The organism is Clostridium sp. 29_15, assembly GCF_001916075.1.
GTDB classification, from domain to species: domain Bacteria; phylum Bacillota; class Clostridia; order Clostridiales; family Clostridiaceae; genus Clostridium; species Clostridium lentum.
Genome location: NZ_MNRT01000043.1, coordinates 76,892 through 103,660, shown reverse-complemented (window position 1 = coordinate 103,660; position 26,769 = coordinate 76,892). Strand labels below are relative to the sequence as shown.

25 protein-coding genes, 2 tRNA genes and 1 riboswitch are annotated in these 26,769 nt (G+C 28.9%); of the genes, 22 read left to right on the top strand and 5 right to left on the bottom strand.

Annotated elements, in window-relative coordinates; genetic code table 11:
* Nucleotides 1–54: 54 nt before the first annotated feature.
* A riboswitch (FMN riboswitch) is annotated at nucleotides 55–172 on the top strand.
* 187 nt (nucleotides 173–359) lie between these two features.
* Entirely contained in the window at nucleotides 360–932 is a 573-nt protein-coding gene (locus BHW04_RS11860; protein ID WP_302699803.1) for an ECF transporter S component, read from the top strand.
* A 91-nt stretch (nucleotides 933–1,023) separates the two neighbouring features.
* Here BHW04_RS11860 and BHW04_RS11855 read toward each other — a convergent pair whose 3' ends face one another.
* The 4 genes from BHW04_RS11855 to tsaE form a co-directional block, all read right to left on the bottom strand.
* Nucleotides 1,024–1,497 carry a hypothetical protein gene (locus BHW04_RS11855; protein WP_302653337.1) on the bottom strand — a complete coding sequence of 158 codons (474 nt, stop codon included), beginning with the start codon at nucleotides 1,495–1,497 and terminating at the stop codon, nucleotides 1,024–1,026.
* An 85-nt stretch (nucleotides 1,498–1,582) separates the two neighbouring features.
* Complete coding sequence (gene rimI / locus BHW04_RS11850; RefSeq protein WP_022211842.1) at nucleotides 1,583–2,035, bottom strand: ribosomal protein S18-alanine N-acetyltransferase; 453 nt, start codon at nucleotides 2,033–2,035, stop codon at nucleotides 1,583–1,585.
* A complete protein-coding gene (tsaB, locus tag BHW04_RS11845) occupies nucleotides 2,019–2,735 on the bottom strand; it encodes a tRNA (adenosine(37)-N6)-threonylcarbamoyltransferase complex dimerization subunit type 1 TsaB (RefSeq protein ID WP_302699800.1) in 717 nt (238 codons plus the stop codon). The genes rimI and tsaB overlap by 17 nt, the downstream gene beginning before the upstream one ends.
* On the bottom strand, nucleotides 2,732–3,193 hold the full coding sequence (gene tsaE, locus BHW04_RS11840; protein ID WP_022211840.1) for a tRNA (adenosine(37)-N6)-threonylcarbamoyltransferase complex ATPase subunit type 1 TsaE: 462 nt from the start codon (nucleotides 3,191–3,193) through the stop codon (nucleotides 2,732–2,734). Before tsaE ends, tsaB begins: the two co-directional genes overlap by 4 nt.
* 161 nt (nucleotides 3,194–3,354) lie before the next feature.
* On the opposite strand from tsaE, the gene BHW04_RS11835 reads away from it, so the two are divergent.
* The 6 genes from BHW04_RS11835 (at nucleotide 3,355) to licT (ending at nucleotide 9,400) form a co-directional block, all read left to right on the top strand.
* A tRNA-Trp gene (locus BHW04_RS11835) sits at nucleotides 3,355–3,429 on the top strand.
* Nucleotides 3,430–3,584: 155 nt separating this feature from the next.
* Nucleotides 3,585–4,694 carry a LysM peptidoglycan-binding domain-containing protein gene (locus BHW04_RS11830; RefSeq protein ID WP_302699798.1) on the top strand — a complete coding sequence of 370 codons (1,110 nt, stop codon included), beginning with the start codon at nucleotides 3,585–3,587 and terminating at the stop codon, nucleotides 4,692–4,694.
* A 190-nt stretch (nucleotides 4,695–4,884) separates the two neighbouring features.
* A complete protein-coding gene (gene recQ / locus BHW04_RS11825) occupies nucleotides 4,885–7,059 on the top strand; it encodes a DNA helicase RecQ (protein WP_302699851.1) in 2,175 nt (724 codons plus the stop codon).
* Nucleotides 7,060–7,298: 239 nt separating this feature from the next.
* Nucleotides 7,299–7,373: transfer RNA gene (locus BHW04_RS11820), tRNA-Trp, on the top strand.
* Nucleotides 7,374–7,511: 138 nt separating this feature from the next.
* Complete coding sequence (locus tag BHW04_RS11815; protein WP_302699796.1) at nucleotides 7,512–8,426, top strand: sensor histidine kinase; 915 nt, start codon at nucleotides 7,512–7,514, stop codon at nucleotides 8,424–8,426.
* A gap of 125 nt (nucleotides 8,427–8,551) precedes the next feature.
* Nucleotides 8,552–9,400, top strand: coding sequence for a BglG family transcription antiterminator LicT (licT, locus tag BHW04_RS11810; protein ID WP_022168535.1), 849 nt, complete (start codon nucleotides 8,552–8,554; stop codon nucleotides 9,398–9,400).
* A 36-nt stretch (nucleotides 9,401–9,436) separates the two neighbouring features.
* Here licT and BHW04_RS11805 read toward each other — a convergent pair whose 3' ends face one another.
* Nucleotides 9,437–10,273, bottom strand: coding sequence for a phosphatase domain-containing putative toxin (locus BHW04_RS11805; RefSeq protein WP_186835140.1), 837 nt, complete (start codon nucleotides 10,271–10,273; stop codon nucleotides 9,437–9,439).
* A 199-nt stretch (nucleotides 10,274–10,472) separates the two neighbouring features.
* Here BHW04_RS11805 and BHW04_RS11800 point away from each other — a divergent pair, with 199 nt between their 5' ends.
* From BHW04_RS11800 to minD, 15 genes are all read left to right on the top strand, one after another.
* Nucleotides 10,473–10,658 (top strand): alpha/beta-type small acid-soluble spore protein, encoded by a 186-nt coding sequence (locus BHW04_RS11800; protein WP_022168533.1) that lies wholly within the window; start codon nucleotides 10,473–10,475, stop codon nucleotides 10,656–10,658.
* A 425-nt stretch (nucleotides 10,659–11,083) separates the two neighbouring features.
* Nucleotides 11,084–12,883, top strand: a complete 1,800-nt coding sequence (locus BHW04_RS11795) for a MutS-related protein (protein ID WP_302653334.1) — start codon at nucleotides 11,084–11,086, stop codon at nucleotides 12,881–12,883.
* A 69-nt stretch (nucleotides 12,884–12,952) separates the two neighbouring features.
* The gene (locus BHW04_RS11790) at nucleotides 12,953–13,861 is read left to right on the top strand and encodes a 3'-5' exonuclease (RefSeq protein WP_022211834.1); all 909 of its coding nucleotides are present in this window, start codon (nucleotides 12,953–12,955) and stop codon (nucleotides 13,859–13,861) included.
* A 101-nt stretch (nucleotides 13,862–13,962) separates the two neighbouring features.
* Nucleotides 13,963–14,382, top strand: coding sequence for a CBS domain-containing protein (locus tag BHW04_RS11785; RefSeq protein ID WP_022211833.1), 420 nt, complete (start codon nucleotides 13,963–13,965; stop codon nucleotides 14,380–14,382).
* Between the two features lie 35 nt (nucleotides 14,383–14,417).
* Entirely contained in the window at nucleotides 14,418–15,569 is a 1,152-nt protein-coding gene (gene rpsA, locus BHW04_RS11780) for a 30S ribosomal protein S1 (RefSeq protein ID WP_302699793.1), read from the top strand.
* A gap of 205 nt (nucleotides 15,570–15,774) precedes the next feature.
* Nucleotides 15,775–17,223, top strand: a complete 1,449-nt coding sequence (locus tag BHW04_RS11775; protein ID WP_302699791.1) for an aminoacyl-histidine dipeptidase — start codon at nucleotides 15,775–15,777, stop codon at nucleotides 17,221–17,223.
* 213 nt (nucleotides 17,224–17,436) lie between these two features.
* Nucleotides 17,437–18,180 (top strand): SPOR domain-containing protein, encoded by a 744-nt coding sequence (locus BHW04_RS11770; protein WP_302699789.1) that lies wholly within the window; start codon nucleotides 17,437–17,439, stop codon nucleotides 18,178–18,180.
* A 232-nt stretch (nucleotides 18,181–18,412) separates the two neighbouring features.
* The gene (locus BHW04_RS11765; protein ID WP_302699787.1) at nucleotides 18,413–18,979 is read left to right on the top strand and encodes a Maf-like protein; all 567 of its coding nucleotides are present in this window, start codon (nucleotides 18,413–18,415) and stop codon (nucleotides 18,977–18,979) included.
* Nucleotides 18,980–19,047: 68 nt separating this feature from the next.
* Nucleotides 19,048–19,734, top strand: coding sequence for a RadC family protein (gene radC, locus BHW04_RS11760; protein WP_302699785.1), 687 nt, complete (start codon nucleotides 19,048–19,050; stop codon nucleotides 19,732–19,734).
* Between the two features lie 27 nt (nucleotides 19,735–19,761).
* Nucleotides 19,762–20,781 carry a rod shape-determining protein gene (locus tag BHW04_RS11755; RefSeq protein ID WP_302636726.1) on the top strand — a complete coding sequence of 340 codons (1,020 nt, stop codon included), beginning with the start codon at nucleotides 19,762–19,764 and terminating at the stop codon, nucleotides 20,779–20,781.
* Nucleotides 20,781–21,629 (top strand): rod shape-determining protein MreC, encoded by an 849-nt coding sequence (gene mreC, locus BHW04_RS11750; protein WP_302699783.1) that lies wholly within the window; start codon nucleotides 20,781–20,783, stop codon nucleotides 21,627–21,629. The genes BHW04_RS11755 and mreC overlap by 1 nt, the downstream gene beginning before the upstream one ends.
* 36 nt (nucleotides 21,630–21,665) lie before the next feature.
* Nucleotides 21,666–22,157, top strand: coding sequence for a rod shape-determining protein MreD (mreD, locus tag BHW04_RS11745; protein WP_302699781.1), 492 nt, complete (start codon nucleotides 21,666–21,668; stop codon nucleotides 22,155–22,157).
* Complete coding sequence (locus BHW04_RS11740; protein WP_302699779.1) at nucleotides 22,154–25,102, top strand: penicillin-binding transpeptidase domain-containing protein; 2,949 nt, start codon at nucleotides 22,154–22,156, stop codon at nucleotides 25,100–25,102. The genes mreD and BHW04_RS11740 overlap by 4 nt, the downstream gene beginning before the upstream one ends.
* Before the next feature lie 201 nt (nucleotides 25,103–25,303).
* The gene (minC, locus tag BHW04_RS11735) at nucleotides 25,304–25,945 is read left to right on the top strand and encodes a septum site-determining protein MinC (protein ID WP_302623495.1); all 642 of its coding nucleotides are present in this window, start codon (nucleotides 25,304–25,306) and stop codon (nucleotides 25,943–25,945) included.
* An 18-nt stretch (nucleotides 25,946–25,963) separates the two neighbouring features.
* A complete protein-coding gene (gene minD, locus BHW04_RS11730; protein WP_022211822.1) occupies nucleotides 25,964–26,761 on the top strand; it encodes a septum site-determining protein MinD in 798 nt (265 codons plus the stop codon).
* Nucleotides 26,762–26,769: the final 8 nt, after the last annotated feature.

Genomic DNA, 26,769 nt, shown 5'->3' with positions numbered 1-26,769 from the left:
ATAAGTATATCTTGAAATAAGAATCTATTAGAACTATAATATAAGTATAAAATAATATATCTTCAGGGCGGGGTGCAATTCCCCACCGGTGGTTATAGCCCACGAGCTAGAAATAGCATGATTCGGTGTGATTCCGAAGCCGACAGTATAGTCTGGATGAAAGAAGGCAATAAGTAAGTTTTATTTATATTTAAAATAAAGTTAATTACGTCCTGATGTTTTATAGCATCAGGATTTTTTATTACAGCAAAATATTTTTATGCCTGTGCATTAATTTAAAGTATAAAAAGTTTCTAGGATATAAAAATATAAATGAAACAAAACTTATACCTCCACTGAGAGATAAAGGGGGATTATATATGAATAAAAGAAAAGATTTAAACAAAAGCATAAAAATATCGTTATTAGTGGCAATTGCAGTAGTACTTATGTATTTTGACTTTCCAATTGTACCTATATTTCCGTGGCTAAAGATTGATCTTAGTGAAGTTCCAGCATTAATAGGAGGATTTGCTTATGGACCAGTTATTGGTGGAATCATTGTAGTATTAAAAGTTATTTTGAAATTATTACTTAAAGGAAGCGCAACTTTTGGAGTAGGTGAAATTGCCAATATATTAGTAGGGGTTGCTTTAGTAACGCCAGCGGCATGGTTATACAATAGAAATAAAAGCAAGAAATCTGCTATTACAGGGATGGTAGTTGGTGCATTAGTTATGCAATTAGTAGGGATTATTGCTAATATATACTTCTTACTTCCAGCCTATGGAATAGAAGTTGATTTAACAAAATATGTTTTTGTTGGACTTATACCATTTAATGGTATAAAGGCGCTTATTGTGTGTATTGGTACATTTATATTATATAAAAGATTATCAATGTCTATATTTAAGGTTGATTCAAGATTGGGAGATAAAAGAAATGTAGCATAGTTAAAATAAAAAAACTTCTTTGGTGAAATAGTTATAGAAATTATTGCACTAAAGAAGTTTTTTGCATAGTGAGCTACTATTATAGCTGTCATTAAATATTTTCATTTTGAATTTTTATTTTTTGAATAGTATATAAACAAAGAGCACTTAAAGTAGCTATACCTGCAATTATTATAAATTTATGAGTGTTTGTTTTTTCTGCTTTCATTAATTCTATTGGATTATCCACAGGATCTTTTTCAATGATACTTACTATATTATGTTCACCATTTACATCACTAATTTCTAAAGTCAATTTAATTAATGAATTGGCAGTGAAATTAGGATAAACTATCTTTTCTTCATGAATATTATCATGATCGTAGCTTAGTATAAGGTTCACAGTATCTTTAACAAATGATGTACTTATGGTTGTAATAATTTCTGAGTTAGTATTTAATTTGCTAATTTGTATTGAAGAGTCATTAAGACCTTCATAAGATAATACCACATTAGTAAGTTCTTTCGTAGTATTATTTATAATTTTAATAACAGGTAAAAGAGTAGAACCAGCATTAGTTTCCATATAAATACCTCCACTTAATACACTTTATTAACTATACTATACGTTTAAGAGAAGTAATATGAATTAAAAATTAATATAATTTAAATTATATAATGTTTCTTTTCCACATAATCATGGCATCTTCGCCATTATCATCATAATATTTTTTTCTTATGCCTTCATTAATAAATCCTGCCTTGGCATAAAGCTTTTGTGCAGCAATATTAGATACTCTTACTTCAAGAGTTATATCTGGACAATTTTCTTTTTGGCAGATATCAAATAAGGAAGATAATAAATTATAGCCGATGCCAAGACGCTTAAAATCAACATCAACTGCTATGTTTGTAATATTGCCTTCACCAGCAATAATCCACATTCCTGCAAAGCCTATTACTTTATTACTATGGGAATCAATAGCAACAACATATCTAGCAAGAGTATTAGTAATCTCTTGACTTATAGATTCTAAGCTCCAAGGAATATGAAAGGAGTTTTTGCTTAACTCAAAAACTCCTTGTACATGGGATGAATCCATTGGCTTATACAATATGGCCATTTTGCATTTTCATCCTTTGTTCTAATTCTCTTTCTGCTTGAGGCTTCTTTAGATATAAAGGTGAAGAATTTATATCATCGCATTGGCCTTGTCTTAAAAGTTCCATTCCTAGCTCTCCTAGAGCTGAAGCTTTTACAACACTTAGATGGTTAGGGGCAAACTTAGCGTTAGGAAGCTTTTCTAATAAATATTCTTTATACTTATATACTCCATCACCGGTAAAGATGACAGATTCATCTTTTTCTTGCAATATTTCTACTAGTTCATCTAAAGAAAGAGCACTATAGTCAATTATTTTTGAAAGTTCTCCATTAGAAGATTTATACATGCATGTGAATACACTATCTCTTAATGCATCCATTATAGGACAGATTATGCCATCAAAATTAATTAGGGAATAAGCTAATGCATCTAAACTAGAAATACTTAGATAAGGTTTATTTGAACCCATGCTTAATCCTTTTACTGTAGCCATACCTATTCTAAGACCTGTAAATGAACCAGGACCTTTAGAAAGCACAAAGCCATCAACTTCGCTAATATCTATATTGCAATCATTAAGTAGCATTTCTATCTTTTCCATAAGGATTACAGAATGTTCTCTTTTGAAGTTTAAGGTAAATTCACCTAATAAATGTTCATCTTTAAGTAGTGCAACTGTAGTAACTAAAGATGAAGAGTCCATGCTTAAAACTATCATACTTTTAACTCCTTTATGTAATTATATCTTTCACCATATGGTGTTAATGTAATGGTTCTGAAATTTTCTCCATTATCAAGATTTTTTTCAATATGAATATGTAAATATTCCTTTGGTAGAATATCTTCTATATAGTTAGCCCATTCAATTATTGAAACTGCATCTGAAAATATATAATCATCAAAACCAATGGCATATATTTCATCAGGGTCTGAAACTCTATAAACATCAAAGTGATTTAATTTTAATCTTCCAGAATCGTATTCGTTAACTATTGTAAATGTTGGACTTGTTATGTATTCATCAATGCTAAGGCCCTTAGCAATTCCTTTTGTTATATGAGTTTTACCAGTACCTAAATCACCAGTTAGACATATAATATCCCCAGCATTAAGTAATTTTCCAAGTTCATAACCTATGGAAGTAGTTTCTTCTATGTTACTAACAGAAAAAATCATATTTCCTCTCCTTTCAACAATAAAGCTTAATTACATAAATTAAACTAATATTTCTCTAACTTATATTCTATCCAAAATATATAAAAAAGAAAAGAATTATATAAATTAGAATAAAAATATTGATTTTTGTAATATTTCATTATATAATATACTTTGTACTTAGGGGTATGGCTCAACGGTAGAGTAGTGGTCTCCAAAACCATTGGTTGTGGGTTCAAATCCTACTGCCCCTGCCAGTAAAACTAGTAAGTAATACTTGCTAGTTTTTTTTATGCGTAAAAATATATATTTATATAAAATTAATTTTTATTTTTTAACATTTTCACCTTTATGTAAATATTATATAAGAGGAAAGAAGTATTCTTATATAAAAATCAAGGAGGATGAAAACGTGAGTAGTTATAAAGGAATTGATATTTCTAGTTATCAAGGGTACGATATTGACTTTTCGGCAGTAAGAAATAGTGGAGTTGAAATATGTATTGTGAAAGCTACTGAAAGTACCACATATACCAATATGTATTTTGATAACCATGCTTCTGGAGCTTTAAATGCAGGGCTTAATGTTGGTTTTTATCATTTCTTCAGAGGGCAAGGAATAGCAGAAGCTGATTATTTTTGTAGTGTAATAAATAAATATAAAGATAGAATGACCATAAAACCTGTTATTGACGTTGAAGTATCAATGGCTGATATAAATAATCAGGTTTTATTATTTATTAATAGGGTAAAGCAAGTTTTAGGATTAGATTGTGTAATATATTCAGGTGCATATTTTGCTGGAGATAATCTTATAGATATAAATCTTTTAAATTATGGACTTTGGGTTGCTCATTATTATGTATCAACTCCAACACTAAGAGGTATTTGGACTGGATTTGTAGGACATCAATATTCAGATCAAGGGATAATTCCTGGAATAAATGCATATGTAGATTTAAATACTTTTTATGATGGAATGTTTATTGGAAATCCAGGCAGCGGAGAAAGTACAGGTGGAGTAACTCCAGCACCAGTAGGAAGAACAAAGAATTTAGATGGAACTTATACAGTGAAGAGTAATGATACTTTAAGTGCCATTGCCAATGATTTTGGTGTTACAGTAGATCAGCTTGTAAGATGGAATAATATTTCTAATCCTAACTTAATAACAGTAGGGCAAATTTTATATTTTTCAGATAAGTCTTCTTCAGGATTAGGTCAAGGAATAACTTATGTAGTGCAAGCTGGAGATACCTTAAGCGGAATAGCAACAAAATTTGGGACAACAGTAGCAAATTTAGTATCATTAAACAATATAAGTGATCCTAATTTGATATATGTAGGTCAAGTTTTAAAGTTACCATCATCAGGAAATAGTAGTAGAACTTATACTGTACAGGAAGGTGATACTTTAAGCTCTATAGCAACAAAGTTTGGCACAACAGTAGTAAATTTAGTATCATCAAACAATATAAGCAATGCAAATTTGATATATGTAGGACAAGTTTTATATGTATAATTAATTTATAGAAGAAAATAAAAAAGTTTATGACTTATAATTAGTCTGCATTAACATAGTAATATGATTGCTTTAGCAAGTATTATTCATGTTAATGCTTATAATATAAAAAACGAACAAATGTTTGAATAGAAAAATAAAGAATGTTAATAATTTTAAATAAAAAAGAATAGTCAGGAGTGATAAGATGATAAATAGAGCAAGAGAAGTCCTTAAAGAATATTATGGATATGATTCATTTAGAGAAAGGCAAGAGGAAATTATTACGTCTATTTTAGAGGGAAAAGATGTAGTAACAATTATGCCAACTGGTGGCGGAAAATCTATATGTTATCAGGTGCCTGCCCTTATATTAGATGGACTTACTATTGTAATTTCTCCCTTAATATCTTTAATGAAGGATCAAGTTGATAATATTAAAAATATGGGGATTAAAAGTGCATATATAAATTCAACCTTAAGTGAGAACGAAATTAAGAGTATATTAAATGATGTAATTAAAAATGAGGTGAAAATTCTCTATGTTGCACCAGAAAGATTGGAATCAACAGAATTCTTAAATTTGATAACAAGGGTAAAAATATCACAAATTGCTGTAGATGAAGCACATTGTATATCACAATGGGGACATGATTTTAGAAGTAGTTATAGAAGGATAAGTAAGTTTATTGATTTGTTAGTATATAGACCAATAATAACAGCTTTTACAGCTACTGCCACTGAGGAAGTCAGAAGAGATATTATAAATCTATTAAGGCTTAATGAACCGAAAATTTTTATCACTGGATTTGATAGGAAGAATTTAAAAATAACCATAGAAAAAGCTGTAGTGAAGAAGCAGTATATTTTGGATTACATAAATAGTAGCGAAGGTGCCAGTGGAATAATTTATTGTGCCACCAGAAAAGATGTAGATATTATATATGAAATGCTTATAGCAAATAATATAAAGGGTGAAAGATATCATGCAGGATTAAATGATGAAGAGCGTAGGGTAGCACAGGAACGATTTATTTATGATCAGGCCAATGTGATGGTAGCTACTAATGCTTTTGGAATGGGAATTGATAAGCCTGATATCAGATATGTAATACACTATAATATGCCTAAAAGCTTGGAAGGATATTATCAGGAAATAGGAAGAGCTGGTAGAGATGGTGAGGAAAGTGAATGTATAATGCTTTTTTCACCTTCAGATGTACAGACACAAAGATACATTATAGATATAGGTACTTCTAACAGTGTTAGAAAAGAAAAGGAATATGCAAAGCTTCAGACGATGGTAAACCTAATATATACACAAGAATGTTATAGAAAATATATTCTTAATTATTTTGGTGAAGAATATGAAGGGAACTGCAATAAATGTAGTAATTGTGATACAGAGCAAAGCAAGGAAGACAAGACCATAGATGCTCAAAAGGTTATATCTTGTGTATATAGGGTAAAAAGAGGTTATGGTGTTGGCATGCTTGTAGATGTTTTACGTGGTTCAAAAAATAAAAAATTATTGGATTTAAAATTAAATGAAGTTAGTACTTATGGCATAATGAAGGATTATTCAAAGGATAATCTTACGGAGTTTATCAATACCTTAATCGCTTTAGGATATTTAAATTATGGCGGTGAATATCCAGTAGTTAGCTTAAATAATAATTCTATGGATATAGTAAAAGGTAAAAGAACTGTGTGGATTAGAGAACATAAAATCAATAAGGCTAGTTTTACAGTTGATAATGAATTATTTGAGATATTAAGAAGACTAAGGCATGAAATTGCAGTTAGTGAAAAGGTGCCACCATATATGGTATTTGGAGACAGTACACTAAAAGAATTAAGTTCAAGAATGCCTGTAGATAAAGAACAGATGTTAGAGGTTAGTGGTGTAGGTGAAAGAAAATATGATAAGTATGGTCAGCGATTTATTGAAAAGATAATGAATTATTTAAATAGTAATAATATAAATCATATATGGATATCAAAAGCTAAGAGTGATATATCAATAGAAGAAAAGAAAAATAATATAGAGGGTAGCAAAAATATTAAAGAAAAATCATATATAAATACAGTGGAGATGTTAAGAGTATGTGGTAGTTTAAGGAAGACTGCTGGAGAAAGAGAATTAACGCTTACTACCATTATTTCTCATGTTGAAAAATATATAAGTGAAGGAAATAGCATAGATTTTAAAATAGACTTTAGTGATATATTTAATGAACAGGATGAGGAAATAGTAAAGGGAGTCATTAAGAATGTGGGCTTTAATAAACTTAAGGCAATAAAGGAAGAGGTTCCAAGCAATATAAGCTATGATGCTATAAAAGGAATCATTCTTAAAAAGATAATTGAAGAATCAGCCTCTTAAATAAATTTCAGGGAAATTTATTTAATGATGAATGATGAATTACGAATGATGAATTAAGGTTGAAACTCATAGAGTTTCTAAAAAATATATATTTCTAAACTCCATTAAAGGAGTTTATTCCACAATTCATCATTCATCACTCATCATTATTTAAGTTCATCATTAATAAAAACTTTGTTATTGTAGGAAAAAACTTGTTGACATATTATTGTGGACTATGATAAAATAACTTTTGTCGAAGGGGTATGGCTCAACGGTAGAGTAGTGGTCTCCAAAACCATTGGTTGTGGGTTCAAATCCTACTGCCCCTGCCACAAAAAAGTTAGTATTTATACTAACTTTTTTTTTGTAAATTTATATAAAAGTTTTAGTTAGTAAGGTAGAATTAAGGTATATGTTGTAAAATAATAGATAAATTGATATAATTTATAAAAAAGGGGTATATGATAATTATGAAGAAAAATAAAGAGCAATTTTTATTGATTATTCTTAGTATATTAATGGTTATTATTTTAAGTACTAACTTGTATAGTTTTATCATAGAAGAAAGCACGTTAACATCAAATATAATTTCAATTATATCATTGCTAATGCTTATAACTTGTATAATAATTATATTAAGTTATAAAAATAATAATTTAAAAGAACAAAGAGATTCAAAAGAAATCGATAAAAATAATTACTTTATGAATTTATCTCATGAACTTAGAACTCCATTAAATATAATATTATCTACAGAACAACTTATAACTAATTTAAATTCAAGAAATGAAAATATAGATAAAGATAAATTAAATAACTATATGGATATCTTAAGAGGAAATTCTAAAAGGCTACTTAAACTTATTAATGATATAATTGATCTATCTAAAATCCAAGAAGAGATGTATAATATTGATATTATGGAGCATGAAATTGTATTCTTTGTAGAAGAATTAGCTCTTTCTATGAAGGAATATATTGAAGCTAAAGGAATAGAATTAATTATAGATCCGGAAATTGAAGAAAAAATTATAGAATGTGATATAAATGATATTGAAAAATGCTTGATAAACTTAATTGGAAATGCTATGAAGTTTACTCCGGAAGGGGGAAAGATAATTATTAGGATATCAGATTTAAACGATAAGGTTAAAATATCCATTATAGATTCTGGCATTGGCATATCTGAAAAAGATATAAATGAAATTTTTAATAGATTTGAACAAGCTTATAATAAGAAAAGTGAAGAATTTGGTGGAAGCGGAATTGGCTTAATGCTAACTAAACAGATAATTGAATTACATAAAGGAGACCTAGGAGTAAAAAGCGAACTGGGAAAAGGAAGTGAATTTTCTATTTTATTACCTGTAAAACAATTGAAATAAAAGGTTTACTTATACGTTGACAACGTTTTTATGTAATGATAGTATATAATAAAATAATATAGATGCCTAAATTAAGATGAGCTTAGTTTAGGTTTTTATATTTTATGTAGAATATGAGGTAATCAATGATAGTAGAAAAGGTATTAAATAATAATGTTGTTGTATCTATAGAACCAAAGACAAGGAAAGAAATAATTCTAATGGGGCAAGGAATAGCCTTTGGTAAAAAAATAGGGCAAGAAATTGACGAAAGTAAAATTGAAAAAAGATTTATGGTAGAAGACAAGACCCTAGGTGATAAGATAAAAAAACTTATCAATCAAATACCTGAAGGTGTCTTTGAACTTGCTGATGAAATAATTTCTTATGCATCTAAAGAATTAGACACAGAATTAGACAAGCAAATATATATTTCATTATCAGATCATATAGCATTTGCTATAAAAAGGTTTAAAAATAATATAAGTTTAAAAAATGATTTACTTAATGAAATTAGAAGAATACATAAAAAAGAATTTAAAGTGGCATTATGGGCTGTTGAATATTTAAATGAACGATTAGGAATAGATCTTCCAGAAGATGAAGCAGGCTTTATAGCACTTCATTTTGTTAATGCAGCATATAATAGAAATACCACTGAATCAATTACTTCTACTAAGATAATAAAGGAAATCTTACAAATTATCAGATTAAACTATCAATTAGAATTTAATGAGGATGATTTGAATTATGATAGATTGCTTACTCATTTAAAATATTTCACTAAGAGAATTATTACTAATAGCAAAGATGAGAGTACTAGTGATGAAATCTTTGCAAAGATTATTGAAAATAGCTATCCTGAAGCTTATAAATGTGCACTGAAGATAAAAGAATATATAGAAAATACTTATAATTATGAAGTTAATGAAGATGAGATAATATATTTAACAATGCATATTCATAGAGTTGTTTTAGCTGCAAGAGAAAATTAAAAAAATACGGAGCTGAATTTTTTCAGCTCCGTATTTTCATTGTTTAATCCATTGAGAAAATTTAATACTATAGTTGTCAGTTTTATTTTCTTCAACATAATTATAAAAGGCATTTAGGAAATAAGCTCTATCTACATCATCAGTCAAGGTAATTCCACCCATATTATATTGATAACATAAAATTTGATCTAAAGATAAATTACCGTTATCAGTCATAATTTGATATAGTACCATAAAAGTTGTAGTTCTTCCTTCACCAGCATCACAATGGAAATGAAGATGTTGTCCTTCAGGTTTATTTTTAATAAAATCTACAAAATCATCTATTACAGTAGTAGATGGAATTCCACCATCCTTAACAGCAAAACGCTGATATTTTAACCCATTTTTATTAATTGCATTATTTTCAGTGGAAACAGAATCAACAGTAATATTAGTTAAAACTTTACCAAGTTTATCATATATATTTATTTGTGAATTTTGCTTAATGGAATTTAATAATTTATCTTCAGTAGAAATGGTTTCTTCTGTGGTAAATCCATTATTTAAATCTTTACCAATGCTGTAGAAGCTGATAGCTAAATCATTTATAAATCCATGAGATTCTTGTCTTAAATCAACTATGCATATATCAGGTTTATTTATGGAGTTTTTTATATTTTCTATTTGAGAAGGTGTAAATTGTGCACTACCTGAAATATTTAAATTAGTTAAATCTCTAAAACGATTTGGAAGTCCAGTGATTGCATCACTATCTTTCACAATTAAAGTTTCATTTTTATTGCTAAAGGATATTGGAAAGGCTGATACTAATTGAAAAATTAGTAAAACATATAGAAAAAGACTGCAGAATTTTATAGTTTTAATTTTCATATTAAACCTCCTAAATTATATTTATAAACAGTATTATTTTTTGTTAGGAAAAAAATATTATTCTTTATAAATTTTTATATGCATAATATAAAGATACTGGGGCAATATAATAGTGTAAACAGGAGGTAAAAAAATTCGTAAAGAAGAATTTTCTTGTACTTTTGTTTATATAGACCGGTAGCCGAAGGAGGAATCTGTAATGTCAAATAAAGCATTAGTTCCAGAAGCAAAGCAAGGGTTAAATGCATTCAAGAACGAAGTAGCAATGGAGTTAGGAGTACCATTTAAAGAATATAATGGAGATTTAACTTCAAGACAATGTGGTTCCGTTGGTGGTGAAATGGTTAAGAGAATGGTAGAACAATATGAAAGTGGGTTAAGATAAGCCACAACGGTATGAAATCTCAAGAGAGGGTCAATGCCTTGAAAGGATGGAGACTGAAATGGATGAACCACCAAAAAATTGATTTATCATTACAAAAGGGAAGATGCAGCAATGCATCTTCTTCTTTTATCAAAGGATTTGTTATAATTCAAGATAATTAAAGTCTATAGTAAGGTCTTCAAGTGATTTTTTTTCTATGCTGATATGTAAAAAGAAATTGCTGTCCATAACTTTCCATTAATAAAAATCTTAAGACATTCTTTAACTTCATATGTTTTATAATATTCTATTTTTTTTATCTTCATAAGTAGTAATGTTTTAAAAAAAATTTCTTTTATGATATATTCTCTCTTATGATACAATTGATTATAAAGTTAAAAAATTCATTTATAAATGAAATTTAAAAATAAGTATGAGGTAGAGATATGGAAAATCCAAAAGAGTATTATGAAAGTAATATTAATAAAATTAATAAAAATTTAAGAGAATTAGAAAGAATAATATTAACTTTTGCAGTGCTAAGATTAATAATAGTAATTGTGGGCATAGCAGTAATGTACTATCTATATAAAGCTGATAAGTTTATTTATTTATGTGCTTCATTTTTAGCTACATTGTTAATTTTTATTTTAACAGCTATATTCCATAATAATAAGATAAATGAAAAAGAACAGTACTTATTGAAGTTAGAATACAATGAAAAGGGGTTAAAGAGGATAAATGGAGAGTGGAAGGAATTTGAGGATAAAGGAGAAGAGTTTTTAAATAACAGCCATAATTTTAGTGGTGACTTAGATATATTTGGTAAGAACTCTTTATTTCAATGGATAAATACAACTAAAAGTCCCCTTGGTAGAAAAAAATTAGCTGAAATATTATCTCTTAAGTCATTGCCTAATAAGCAAATAATAAAGGATAGACAAGAAGCTATTAAGGAACTTAGTGGAAAGAGAGAGTTTTGTGAAAATATTTATATATCCTTTAATAAAGGAAAAAAAGATAAGCATTCAGTGGATAAGTTTTTAGCTTGGATGGAAAAGGAGGAAAAGATAAGTTTTACAGTAAGATATGTACCATATTTATTTATCATTATTACCTTGCTGTTTTTATATCTTACAGCTGCTGGAAGGGTACCTGTAAATTATTTAATTTTAGATTTGTTTGTTAATTATCTTGTGGTAAAGCTATTAACGAAGAATTTAAGTGATAGTATAAATATTATCTTGGAAAATAAAAATGCCATTATTCAATATGAAAAGATATTAAGAATATTAAGTAGTGAAGAGTTTTCTACAAGAAAACTTGTTAAATTAAAAGAAAAGCTTATAAATAGTGGAGAAAACTGCATGGTGGAAATTAATAAGCTTAAAAATATTGTTAATTGGATAGGAGATAGTAATGCTAATGCATATTATCTACTTTTAAATGTGTTTATGCTAAGTGATATATTTGTTCTATATAATCTTGAAAAATGGAGAAGAAAAAATGGGTTTAAGATTAGAACATGGATTAAAACTATAGCTGAGTTTGAAGCTCTAATTAGTATTTCTAATATAGCATTTGATAATCCAAAGTGGTCATATCCAGACTTTACTGAAGAAAGAAGCATTGAATGTAGGGGGATTGCTCATCCTTTATTAGGAGAAAAAGCTGAAAGTAATGATTTTGCTTTACATCATGGCAAAAAAGCTGCTCTTATAACAGGATCAAATATGTCTGGTAAGAGTACTTTCCTAAGAACTATAGGTTTTAATATGGTTTTAGGATATATAGGTAGTCCTGTGAGAGCTGAAAAGTTGAATAGTGGGATTTTTAGTATATATACATGTATGAGAACACAAGATAATCTAGAAGAAAGTATATCTTCATTTTATGCAGAAATATTGAGGATTAAATTAGTGATAGAGGCTGCCAGAAGTGGGGAAAAGGTATTTTTTCTTTTAGATGAAATATTTAAAGGAACAAATTCGAAAGATAGACATGATGGAGCTAAAATATTGATTGAGCAATTGGTGAAAAGTGGTGGTATTGGACTTGTTTCAACTCATGACTTTGAGTTATGTGATTTAGAAAACATACACAATTGGCTTATTAATTTTAATTTCCAAGAATATTATATAGATGATAAGATTAAATTTGATTATAAACTAAGAAATGGAAGAAGTATGACTCAAAATGCAAAATATTTAATGAAGCTTGCAGGAATAGAAATTGTAGAAAATTAGAAAAAAAGTAAAACTTGAAGTATAATTAAGAAAGCAATATAAAGGGTTAATATATGGGGGGGAAGAGCAGTGGCTTTTATTATAATTGATTTGGAATTTAATAATTTAAGTGAAATACATAAATATTATCCAAATATATATAAAGATATGCCAAATTTAAAAGAATTAGATTTAATTAATGAAATAATTGAAATTGGAGCAATTAAAGTTGATATGTATATGAAGCCTTTAGAGCATTTGAAAGTATATATTAAGCCATCAGTAATACCTGTAGTCAATCCTAAAATACTAAGTATTACCAATATAAAGAAAGAAGAGCTAGAAAATGGAGTAAGTTTTAATGAAGGGCTTGATATGCTTAAGAAGATGGTAGGTAAAGGAGATGTCATATGCTCATGGGCAAAGGATGATATTGCAGAAATAATAAGGAATGCAAATCATCATGGATATAGTGATTTAAGCTGGATAGAAAGATATCTTGATATTCAGGAATATACAACAAAGATATTAGGTAAAAAGAATATTCTTAGTTTAAAAAATGCTCTTCAACAATTAAAGATAAAAGTTGATGAAAGCAAGCTTCATGATGCTTTGAATGATTCTATATATACATTAAGCGTCTTTAAGAATATATATAATGCCAGAGCAGTAAAACAATTTATTGTTAAGGATATATTTGATATGCCAGCACTGGAGATAAAATCTCTTCAAAACTTCAAACTGGATTATTCTAAGATTAATCCAGTTTGTCCTAGATGTAAAAGAAATATTGAGTTAGATTATAATTTTACTAATTTAGGATGGAGATTTGTCGCTATTGGGACATGCTCCAAATGTAATAGCAGGATTTTAGAAGAGGTTATTGTAAAGAAGAGTTTAAGTGGAGAAATGATCTATAGGGAAGTATACAGTATTATTGATGAGATTGAATTTCTAAAATATGAAAATAGACTTATTAAGAAAAATGCAAGTGTATAGATTTACATTTGAAAGTTTTATAATAAAATTATATAATTGCTATGTATAGAAAAATAATGTCTTAAGGTATTAATTGAATATTTGAGGGAAAGGTAAGAAATATGAATATTGCATTTCTTTTGACACCAAAGAATGAGGTAATTTATGAATATCTAGATGTAACTATGAGACAAGTAATTGAGAAGATGGAGCATCATGGATATACAGCTATTCCACTTATTGATAAAAGTGGAAAGTACGTAGGTACATTAACAGAAGGAGATTTATTATGGAAACTTAAAAATACTCCTGAATTAACATTTAGAAATACTGAATGTGTAAAAGTAAGTGATATACCAAGAAAAATAAAACATAAGTCTGTTTCAATAAATGCAGATGTAGAAAGTATCATAAATCTAGCAACTACTCAAAATTTTGTGCCAGTGGTAGATGATGAAGGAATTTTTATAGGTATAATAAAAAGAAGCGATATTATTAATTATTGCTATAACTTGATTAGAAAAAGTTCAAAAATTAATTAGATAAAATACAAAAGTTTATTAAGGAAGTGAGTTTAATGAATTCAGAAAAAAGAGAAGAAAGCACAATGGGCGAATTATTAAAGGATTTTGATGTTAAAAGAATCAAAAGCGGAGATATATTAAAAGGTATTGTAATAGATGCTGATGAAAAAGAAGTAAGAGTTAATATAAATTATGCCTTTGATGGTGTAATTTCCAGAGAAGAACTTACAAATGCAGATGCTTCTCCACTGGAAGTAGTTAAGCCAGGAGATGAAATAGATGTATATGTATTATCTCCAAATGATGGTGAAGGGTATGTACAGCTTTCAAGAGTAAGAGCTCTTCAAATCACAGAAAAAGAAGAATTAGAAGAAGCATATAAAAATAATAAAACAATCAAAGTAGTTGTTAAAGAAGAAATAAAAGGTGGATTAGCAGCTTACTATGGATCAATTAGAGTATTTATACCAGCATCACAAGCTGCAAGAGAAAGAATTGAATTAAAGAATCTTTTAGGTAAGGAATTAGAAGTGAAGCTTATAGAGCTAGATTTAAGAAATAGAAAAGTAGTTGCTTCAAGAAGAGTTATTGAAGAAGAAATATACAATGCTCATAAAAAAGAACTTTGGAAAAATGTTAAATCTGGAGAAAAAAGAGAAGGTGTTGTTACAAAAATATTAAAAGTTGGTGCAATTGTTGATATTGGAGGAATAACAGGTCTTATTCATATAAGTGATTTAGCATGGGAAAAAGTAAAGAGAGTTGAAGATGTAGTTTCTGTAGGGGATAAGGTAGTTGTCTTTGTAGGTAATGTAGATGCAGAAAATGAAAAAGTATCATTAATCTTAAAAGATGTAAATAATGAGCCTTGGAACCTTCATAGAGAAAGCTTAAAAGAAGGAAATGTATTAGAAGGAAAAGTAGTTAAGCTATTAAACTTTGGGGCATTTGTAGAAGTATTCCCTGGAGTTGAAGGATTAGTTCATATAAATGAAATTACTGATGAAAATATAGCAAAACCAAGCGAAGCTTTAGAAATAGGGCAAATAGTAAAGGTTAAAATTTTAAATGCAGATATTGAAAATAAAAAACTATCATTAAGCATTAGAGATGCAGTAGAAAAAAGTCAAGAATACTTAGCATATAATGATAGCGATGAAGGTGAAACTTTAGGAGATTTATTTAAAGGACTTTTTGACAACTAATAAAAATACCTATGGGCATTAAGTCTATAGGTATTTTTATTAGTTATAGTAAGGTAGATTTGTCTTTTTTGTTTTTTGTATATTAACACCTTAAAAATAATAGAACATTAAATTAGGTATAATAAATTTAAGTATCATTAGTAATATGATATACTTAGATATATATTTTAATTCTAGTATAATTTAGCAGAAGGGAAGAAAAATTATGGCAGTGTTAGACAATTTACAACCAAAATTAGTTTTTAAATATTTTGAAGAAATATCTCAAATTCCAAGAGGATCAGGAAATGAAAAAGGAATAAGTGATTATCTTTTAAATTTTGGTAAGAGTTTAGGATTAGAAAGCATTCAAGATGAGGCTTTGAATATAATAATAAAGAAACCAGCTACTAAGGGGTATGAAAATGCTCCAACAGTAATATTACAAGGACATATGGATATGGTATGTGAAAAAAATAAAGGAACAAATCATGACTTTGAGAAAGATCCTTTAAAATTAAGAATAGTAGATGATTACATATATGCAACTGATACCACATTAGGAGCAGATAATGGGATAGCAGTTGCATATGCAATGGCTATACTTGCTTCAGATGATGTTATGCATCCATCATTAGAAGTTTTAATAACTACTGATGAAGAAACAGGAATGTCAGGAGCTATGGCTGTTTCACCAGAAAATATCCATGGAAAGATACTAATAAATCTAGATAATGAAGAAGAAGGATATCTTTTAGTAAGTTGTGCTGGTGGAATAAGAACTAAAGGAAAGCTTCCAGTGATAAGAGAAGAAAGAACAAATGGTAAAGCAATGCAAATAAAGATATCTGGACTTAAGGGTGGACACTCAGGAATGGATATTATTAAAGAAAGAGGAAATTCAAATAAAATTTTAGGAAGAATCCTAAAGCATCTTTTAAATAATGTTGAATACTCTTTATGTGAGATGAATGGTGGAGCAAAGAATAATGCTATTCCAAGAGAAGCAGAAGCGGTTATTATGGTAGCTGATAGTGATTTAGTAAAAGCAACGGAATTAGTTTTAGAATTTGCTAAGCTAGTTAAAAATGAATTAAAAGCTCAAGATGCAGGGTTAAATATAGAAGTACAAGAAGTTGCAGCAGTATCTAAAGTATTTACAAAGGAAAGCACAGAAAAAGCAGTTAATTTATTATATCTTTATCCATCAGGAATAAATAGTAAGAGTACAGAAATAGAAGGTCTAGTAGAAAGTTCAACTAACTTAGGAGTTTTAACAACTACTGAAGGTTTTGTAGAGTATGATTCAGCAGTAAGAAGTTCTGTATCTTCATTAAAAGAGGAAATAGTTTTAAGAAGTAAAACTATAGTTAATCTTTTAGGTGGAGAATTAGAATGTAATTCAGGATATCCAGCATGGGAATATAATTCTAATTCAAAGATAAGAGAAATATGCCAATCTGTACATAAAGAAATGTATGGAAAAGAAGCAGAAATTGTAGCTATCCATGCTGGTGTTGAATGTGGATTATTTAATGAAAAGTTAGGCAATTTAGATATGATAAGCTTTGGACCAAATTTATATGATGTTCATACACCAGAAGAGCATATGAGTATTTCATCAGTTAAAAATTGCTATGAATACTTAGTTGAAATTTTAAAATCAGTTAAATAAAAAATAGGCCGAAAGGTCTATTTTTTTAATGCTTGAATTTGAAAATTTAACTAGCTTATTAGCATAGAGACATAAGCGTTTCATTAGTCAATTGTGACGACTTAATTAGAGTATTACTGAAATGTGTAACATAATTTAAAAGATGTTAGTATATCCACCAAAGAAAGAGAATATATATTAAGTATAAAAATATAAGAGGTGGTGGATGAGAAAATGAGATATACAAGATATAACTATAAGAAAAGTAAAAATAATGATTTGTTTAGATTTATATTAAAATTAGTAGGAACTGTGGTGGGAGCAGGGATTTGTGGCATTGCATTAGCATATGTGGCTTTTAGCATATTAACTAAAAATAATGAGCTTCCAGCAGGAAACAGAGGTAAAGAAACTTCTATAGGAGCTAATAGCAATGAAATTGCTAATTCAGAAGGAGGAAGTAGTACAGCTGTAAGTAATACTTCTGTTTTTTATACTGTCCAATGTGGATATTTTTCTAATGAAAGCAACGCTAATCATATATTAAATTCCATAAGTGGAAAGTATAGTGCATTCATATATGAAGAGGAAGATAAATTTAGGGTCTTATCAGGGGTATATGAAAGTGATAAAGTAGATGAAGTTGTAAGTGAGTTAAAAAGTAGCAATATTGAGTGTACAAAGATTAAATTTTCCTTTAATAATGATGATAAAGTAGAATATGAGATTGCAAGTATATGTGATGGATATATAAGACTTTTAGATACAGCCGTTAGTGATGATGTAAAGTCAATTAATACAGATGATTTTAAAAGATGGACTAATGAGCTAGAAAACATATCTGAAGGAGAGAAAATAGATATATTAAATAATTTAAAAGAACATATTGCTAATTTAAAAACAGAAATAAATAAGGCAAATGTACCTGAAGAAATGGAATATATTTATACAATATTATTGAATTTTAAGGATATATAAAATTAAATTTAAACTATAAAAAAATAAATCTTACAATATTATAAAAAATTTCTATATAGAGAGGAAAATGCTTGTTTGAACACATATAAAGTGATAAAATATAAAAGAAAATTTAAGGGTTAATAACAAGCGTTGGACTCTTTTTTTATTTTCAAAAAAACTTATTTTTATTTATTGATTAAAATAAGTTAAAATATGGAAAAATAATCAATAAAAAATAGGATGTGAAGTTATGAAATATATTTTGGCATCCGCGTCTGAAAGAAGACAGGAACTATTAAATAGAATAATAGACAATTTTGACATTATAATAAGTGACTTTGATGAAGAAAAAGTTAAGTTTAATGGAAATGTTGAAGAATACGTAATTGAAATAGCTGAAGGAAAAGCTTTAGACGTATTATCAAGAATAAGTGAAGATAGTATCATTATTGCAGCTGATACTATAGTTGTAAATGGTGATAAAATATTAGGAAAGCCTAAAAGTGAAGAAGATGCATATAAGATGCTTAAAGATTTAAGTGGAAAGGTGCATAGGGTTTATTCAGCAGTTGTTGTTGTTAATAGCAAAACTAATAAAGTAAAAAAAGAATGTATTTTTACTGAAGTCAAGTTTAAAGATTTGACTAATGAAGAAATATTGAAGTACATATCTACAAAAGAACCGCTTGATAAAGCAGGAGCATATGGAATCCAAGGGTTTGGTGGGGTTTTTGTTGAAAGAATTAATGGTTGTTATTACAATGTTGTAGGACTTCCATTAAATTTATTAAATAATATTTTAGAAGAATTTAAATAGTTTTTGTATAATGGCGATGGGGAAAATTATCTATAAAATAAATACTTAACTAATTAAGGAGAGATTTTATGGGTAATATAAAGATAAGTGACTTGCCATTAAGTGAGCGTCCTATGGAGAAATTAGTGAAATATGGCGCTGATAGCTTAGGGAATGAGGAGCTTTTAGCTATATTATTGAGAACTGGAACTAAAGGCGAAAATGTTATTGAATTAAGTACTAGATTGATATCAAACTTAGGGGGACTAGATAAAATATTGGATGCAAGCTATGAAGAAATCAAGAAAATCAAAGGTATTAAGAATGTTAAAGCATGTCAGATAATTGCATTAAGTGAGCTATTTAGAAGGTTTAAGACTTTAAGAGCGAAAAATGATTTATTTAAAATCACAAAACCAAGTGAGATAGCAGAATTGCTTATGAATGAAATGAATGTTTTAAAGCAGGAAACACTAAAGCTAATATTATTAGATACAAAAAATAATATTATAAGAACTAGGGATGTTTTTACAGGAACTTTAAATTCATCTTTGATTCATCCAAGGGAAATTTTTAGGGAAGCCGTTAAATTTGGTAGTGCAAACATAATAATTTCTCATAATCATCCATCTGGTAATCCAGAGCCTAGCAAAGAGGATATTAATGTTAGTATTAGAGTAAAAGAGTGCGGAGAAATTATGGGAATTAATCTTTTAGATCATATTATTATTGGTAGAAACAATTATACCAGTTTAAAAGAAAAAGGAATTATTTAAATATTGAAGATTGAAAGGGGAATTCAAATGGGATTTTTCAGTAGTAATAGAGATATGGGAATAGATTTAGGAACAGCAAATACTCTAGTATTTGTAAAAGGTAAAGGAATAGTATTAAGTGAACCATCAGTTGTAGCTATTAATAGTAATACTAAAAGACCATTAGCCGTTGGTACAGAAGCTAAGCTTATGATTGGTAGAACACCAGGAAATATCGTAGCAATAAGACCATTAAAAGATGGAGTTATAGCTGACTTTGATGTTGCTCAAACAATGATAAAGAAGCTTATTGATAAAGTTGCAAGCAAAAGTGCATTTACAAGCCCAAGAATAATAGTTTGTTATCCATCAGGTGTAACTGAAGTTGAAAGAAGAGCCATTGAAGAAGCAACTAGAAATGCTGGAGCAAGAGAAGTTGTGTTAATGGAAGAACCAATGGCTGCAGCTATAGGGGCAGGACTTCCTGTAGGTGAACCAACAGGAAGCATGATAGTAGATATTGGTGGAGGTACTACAGAAGTAGCTATTATTTCTTTAGGTGGAATAGTAACAAGCAAATCATTAAGAGTTGCTGGTGACGAATTAGATCAATCAATTATTGCTTATGTTAAGAAAGAATTTAACTTAATGATAGGTGAAAGAACTGCTGAAGATATAAAAATGCAATTAGGTTCAGCATACAAGATAGATGATGAAAATGAATCATTAGAAATTAAAGGTCGTGATATGATTACTGGACTTCCAAAAGTGGTTACTATTACTGAAGAACAAGTAAGAGAAGCTTTAAAAGAGCCGGTATATGCAATCATAGAATCAATTAAAACTACATTAGAAAAGACACCACCAGAACTTGCAGCAGATATAATTGAAAAAGGAATAATGCTAGCAGGTGGGGGAGCTTTATTAAAGGGATTAGATCAATTAATTAACGCTGAAACTAACATGCCAGTACACATAGCTGAATCACCACTTGATTGTGTTGTTTTAGGAGCTGGTAAGGCACTAGAAAATTTTGATGAATTAAGTAAAACTCAAAGAGGTCAATAATGAAACCTTTTAAAAATAAACTGGCAGTAACTATATTTTTACTGTCAGTTGCCTTTTGTGGCATGATTATATATAGCTTGCAAAGTGATGCAAATGGTATATCTAGTAGTGTTAGTACAGTAGTTAGTCCCTTACAAAAAATAGTATATAATATAAATAGTAGAGTAAAAGAAACAGTAGATTTCTTTTTAAACTTTTCTGAAGTTAAATTAGAAAATGAAGAATTAAAGGAAAAAAATACGAAACTTGCCAATGAATTAATCGAATATGAATCATTAAAAGATGAAGTTGAACGCTTAAGAGAAGCTTTAAATTTCACTGAATCTAAGAACAATTATAATTATGTAGGGGTAAATATAATTGGATATAGTGGAAGTTCCTTATCAGATGGATACATAATAGATAAAGGAAGTAATGATGGAATAGCTAAGAATATGGTAGTAGTAAGTTCTAAGGGGTTAGTTGGAAAAGTAACAAAAGTATCTAGTAACTTTGCTATAGTTCAAAGTATCCTTAATGAAAATATTGCTGTTGCTGTAATGGATCAACAGACAAGAGAAGCCACTGGGGTGCTTCAAGGATTAAGTGATAAGAAAGATAACAATATGCCTGTAGTATATAACCTTCCAATAAACTCAGATGTTAAAGAAGGCGATATCATTATAACATCAGGACTTGGGAAGATTTATCCAAAGGAAATACCAGTAGGTACTGTTGTATCAGTGGAAGAAGATAATGTTAAGGTTATGAAAAGTGCTGTAGTTGAGCCTTTTGTTAATTTTAATGAATTGGAAGAATTATTTGTAGTAATTCATGGTATTGGAAGTGGCATTTTAAAGGACACGTAATATTGATGAAATTGAATATAATTAGGAGAAAAATGTATGAAAAAGATATTTGTAATACTTATTTCAATTTTCCTTTTAGTCTTAGATAATTCATTATTACCTAATTATCAAATAATGGGCAGTTATCCAAGTCTCTTATTTATTTTTGCAATAGCTTATTCAATAGTGTGTGGAAAAAATGAAGCGGTTTTTATAGGGGTAATTAGTGGAATACTTCAGGATATATACTTTGTCAAGGGATTTGGCATTAATTCTTTAAGCAATCTATTATTATGCTTTTTAGCGGCAAAAATAGGAGAAAACATTTTAAAGGGAAATAAGATAGTTCCAGTTTTATCTACATTAGTATTATCCATAATAAAGGGCTTTTTTGTAGCCATAATATTAAGGTTATTTAATCAAAGTATCAATTATAGTGCTACTATTTTAGCGGCATGTTACAACTCCATTATTATGATAATTGTTTATAATATAGTTTTAGCTACCTGTGATAAATATATGGATAATGATAGATGGAGGTTTAAATGATAGTAAATAAACCAAAAAAGAAAAAGACCATATCAAGATATACAGTGTTATATATAATTATGGCAGTGATATTTACAAGCTTATTTTCTAAGCTTTTATATCTTCAAGTATATAAATATGATGATTACAAGGAAAAGGCAGATACAAGTTCCACAAAATTTATATCAGAAAGTGCTCCGAGAGGAATAATTTATGATAGTGATGGAAATATTTTGGCAACTAGTGAGCAGACTTATGTACTTACTTATATGCAAACTACTGAATCTGCAAATGCAATATTTAGCACTTTAGATAAGGTATTTAAAGTGCTTAGTGAAAATGGAGAAAATTTTGAAGATGACCTTCTTTTAAAGGTTAATTCAAATGGACAGTTTTATTTTGCTTTTAAAAGTGATAATAGTGATGTAAAGGAAGCTACAGAACTTTTATTTAAAAGCGATAGAGGGTTAAAAGATAAAGTAGTAAAAAAGTTATATAAAGATCATGATGGTGATTTCACTGATGAAGAACTTGCTAATATAAATGCAAAGTTATTAGAAATAACACCAGAAGATACTTTTTATTATTTAGTAGAGCTATACGGAATGTATAAGATGCTTCTTCCAGAAAATTATACTAAGGAAGAATATAATGCTATTGTTGCTAAGTATAAGGATGTTGATGGAAAGACTATCACAAAAGATTTATTAGAGAAATATTCAATAGAAGATATAAGAAAATATATGGTAGTTAAAGATGCTATAAATCTTCAGAGTTATCAAGGATATAAATCAGTTACCATAGCCAGTGATATAACTAAGGATACTGCTTTTATATTTTATCAGATGTTAAATGAGCTTCCAGGGATAGATGTTGATTTAGAGCCAGTTAGATATTATCCATATGGATCAGTAGCATCATCAATACTTGGTTATGTTTCGTCTATAACAAGTACTGAAGAAGAAATATATGAACTAAAGGGATATGATGCATCCACAGATTTAGTTGGAGCAGCAGGAATTGAAGCTGCCTTTGAAGAACAGCTTAAGGGAAAAGATGGAGGGACTACTGTAAAAGTTAATTCAGAAGGTAGAACTACCGAAGAGTTATTTAAGCTTGAATCTTATGCAGGGAATAATATTCATCTTACCATTGATAAAGATGTACAATATGCAGCTGAACAGGCACTAAAAGATACCTTAGCTCGTGTTGACGCTAATGTAACTAATAAAGATTACGGCAATGGTAGGTCTAATGCTACTAGAGGTTCAGTAGTGGCCATTGAAGTTGGTACAGGAAGAGTACTTGCCATGGCAAGCTACCCAACATTTGATCCTAATGATTTTGCTACAGGACAATTAAGTGATGAATTATATGAACAATACTTTTCACCAGATTATAAAGCCTTTGCTGCTGAGCATATAGCTAAGACTGGTGCAACATCAACAATTGATGAATTATTTCCATTAAATGAAGATGGAACAAGAGAAGATACTTATGATTTATATCCAAAGGCAATGTTCAATTATTCAACACAAGCACTTCTTCCACCAGGCTCTGTATTTAAACCATTAACTTCAATTGCAGGTCTTATGGAGGGAGTAATTAGCACTAGTTCAACGGTAAATGATACAGGAGTGTGGAAGGTAGGAAATCTTACACAATACAACTTTCAAAAGACTGGAAATGGAGTTATTTCAGTAAGAGAAGCTTTAATGCATTCATCAAACTTCTTCTTCCACAATGTAGGGTATGAACTATATCTTAAAAATGGTGGAAATTCTAATGATGAAAAAGAAAGAGTAGCAGCACTAGATAGTATTGCTCATTATGCTTATAAATTTGGACTTGGAGTAACAGAAGGTGGCAATGCTTCTACAGGTATAGAAATAGAAGAAAACTTCGGCCAGACATATAACTTTAAGTCATGGAAAAATAGAATACTTGATACACCTATGTATACATTAGTAGATAGTCTGAAAACTGGAAACTATAATGGAATGTTCTATTATGCACCGTTGAATATTTCTAAAAATGATACCGATAGTGAAGCATTAGCTAATGCAAAGTCAGACTTGAAGGATCAAATTAATAAAGCTTTAGAGCTAGTGGGTACAGATGCACAGCTTACAAGTGCTGATGAATTTGCTAGTCAATTAATAAGTTATATAAAATCTATAATGGAACTTTCTGATGAATATAAAGCATCATTAGAAAGTTATAATAGTACTAGAAGTAGTAAGACTAGTATTGATGAACAAGCAGAGATAATAGCTAATGCTATAGCACAATACACTATAAGCGACATGAGTACTCAGATAGATACTTATGCAGAAATAGTTAAGGATGCTATTGGTCAAAGCATGAATGCTTTTACGCCATTACAATTAGCTAATTATGTTGCCACGTTAGCAAGTGGGGGAACAAGATATAAGGTTAGGCTTGTTGATCAAATTACTTCGCCAGATGGAGAAGTAATTGAAGAGTTTGAACCAGAAGTAGTGGATAAATTAGACATACCTAGTGAATACTTACAAGCTGTAAAAGAAGGTATGAGGATGGTTAACACTTATAGTGGTAATGGTACAGCTTATAATAGTTTTAATTCATTTCCAATTGCTGTAGCAGGTAAAACAGGTACAGCAGACTTTGGTAGTGAAGAAAATTATACAGTCATAGGAAGAAGACCATATGGTAACTATATAAGTTTTGCACCAATGGATAATCCACAAATTGCTATATTCTCAACTTTATATGATGGTAATAAAGGTAGTGAAGGAGCAACTATTCATCTAGCTATATATGAAGCATTCTTTAAGGAATTATTAGAAAGCAACTATTCAGCTTATACTAAAAGTTCAGAAAGTTATCAAAAATATGTAGCAAATGGGCTAAATGATAATAAAGAAAATCAGGAAGAAAATAGCCATAATGTGGAAAGTGATGCAACTGAAAGTACACAATAATTATATAGAGTTATCAATTTTTTGATAACTCTATTATTTTTTAAAAATAATGTTCGATAATAAAAGATATAGAAAAGATAAAATAAAAAAACTATGTTAAAGTTAGGAGAAAATTATAAATATATAGTATATTATGTTATTAACTGTTGATATATGGTATAATTATAATAAAAAGTGTATGAAATTGGTGGAGGGTAACCAATGAAGGAAAATAGAATTGAAATAAAAGGTGATAAAGAGGGCATAAGTGTTATAGTTAATATAGATAAATTTATAAATTTCGATGAAGTTATTGCAGAAATTATAAGCGTATTATCTATAGGAAAAGGGTTTTATAAAAATTCTATAATAAAAATTATAGCAAACCTTAAGAATGTATCAGATAGTGAAATAGCTAAATTGAAAGATAAGCTATTTGAAGAAATACATATAAGAGATTGTATATTTGATGATACAAACAAAAGAAAAATAGAAACTGATACAGTCTTTACAGGTATATATGAAGGAAGAACTAAATTTATAAAAAAAACCATAAGAGGTGGCCAGTGTATTAATAGTAAAGGTAATATTGTTGTTATTGGTGATATTAATAGTGGAGCAGAAGTATCAGCTGGTGGAAATATTATAGTTCTTGGAAGCATAAGAGGGCGTGTAAGAGCAGGTATTGGAGGCAATAGAGAAGCGATAATAGCTGCATTTATACTACAGCCTCAACTTCTGCAAATTGGAGATTTAATTACAGTATCTCCTGATGATGTTAAACCTCCTTATCCTGAAGTGGCTAGGGTTAAGGATGGAATGATAATTGTTGAGCCATATTTACCAAATAAGTATAGTTATTAATTTTGGAGGGATAAAAAAATGGGAGTTTCTATAGTAATAACATCTGGAAAAGGTGGAGTAGGAAAGACTACAACAACAGCTAATATAGGAACAGCACTTGCAGCTATCGGAAAAAAGGTAGTGGTTGTTGATGGAGATACAGGATTAAGAAATCTTGATGTTTTAATGGGATTAGAAAATAGAATAGTTTATACAATAATGGATGTTATTGAAAATAGATGTAGATTAAAGCAGGCACTTATTAAGGATAAAAGATACCAAAGTTTATTCTTACTTCCAACTGCTCAAACTAAGGATAAGGATGATATAAAGTCAGAAGACATGTTATCCATAGTAAATACATTAAAGGAAGAGTTTGATTATGTTATCATTGATTCACCAGCAGGAATAGAGCAAGGCTTTGAAAATGCTGTTATTGGAGCTGATAGAGCTATAGTGGTAGTTAACCCTGAAATTACATCAGTGAGAGATGCAGATAGAGTAATTGGAAAACTAGACGCTAAAGGATTGGATAAACATGAAGTAATAGTTAATAGATTAAACTATGAAATGACAAAAAGAGGAGATATGCTTGATGTACCTGATATTATAGAGACTTTATCAGTGAAGCTTTTAGGTGTTGTACCAGATGATAGAAATATAACTGTATCAACCAATAAAGGAGAGCCAATAGTTTTAGATGATAAATCTATTTCAGGAAAAGCATTTAGAAATATTGCCAATAGAATTATTGGAGAAGATGTTCCACTATTAGATTTAAGTGAAGAGTCTAATGGTATATTTTCAAAATTAATAAAAATATTTAAAAAGAATTAGGAGGTAAG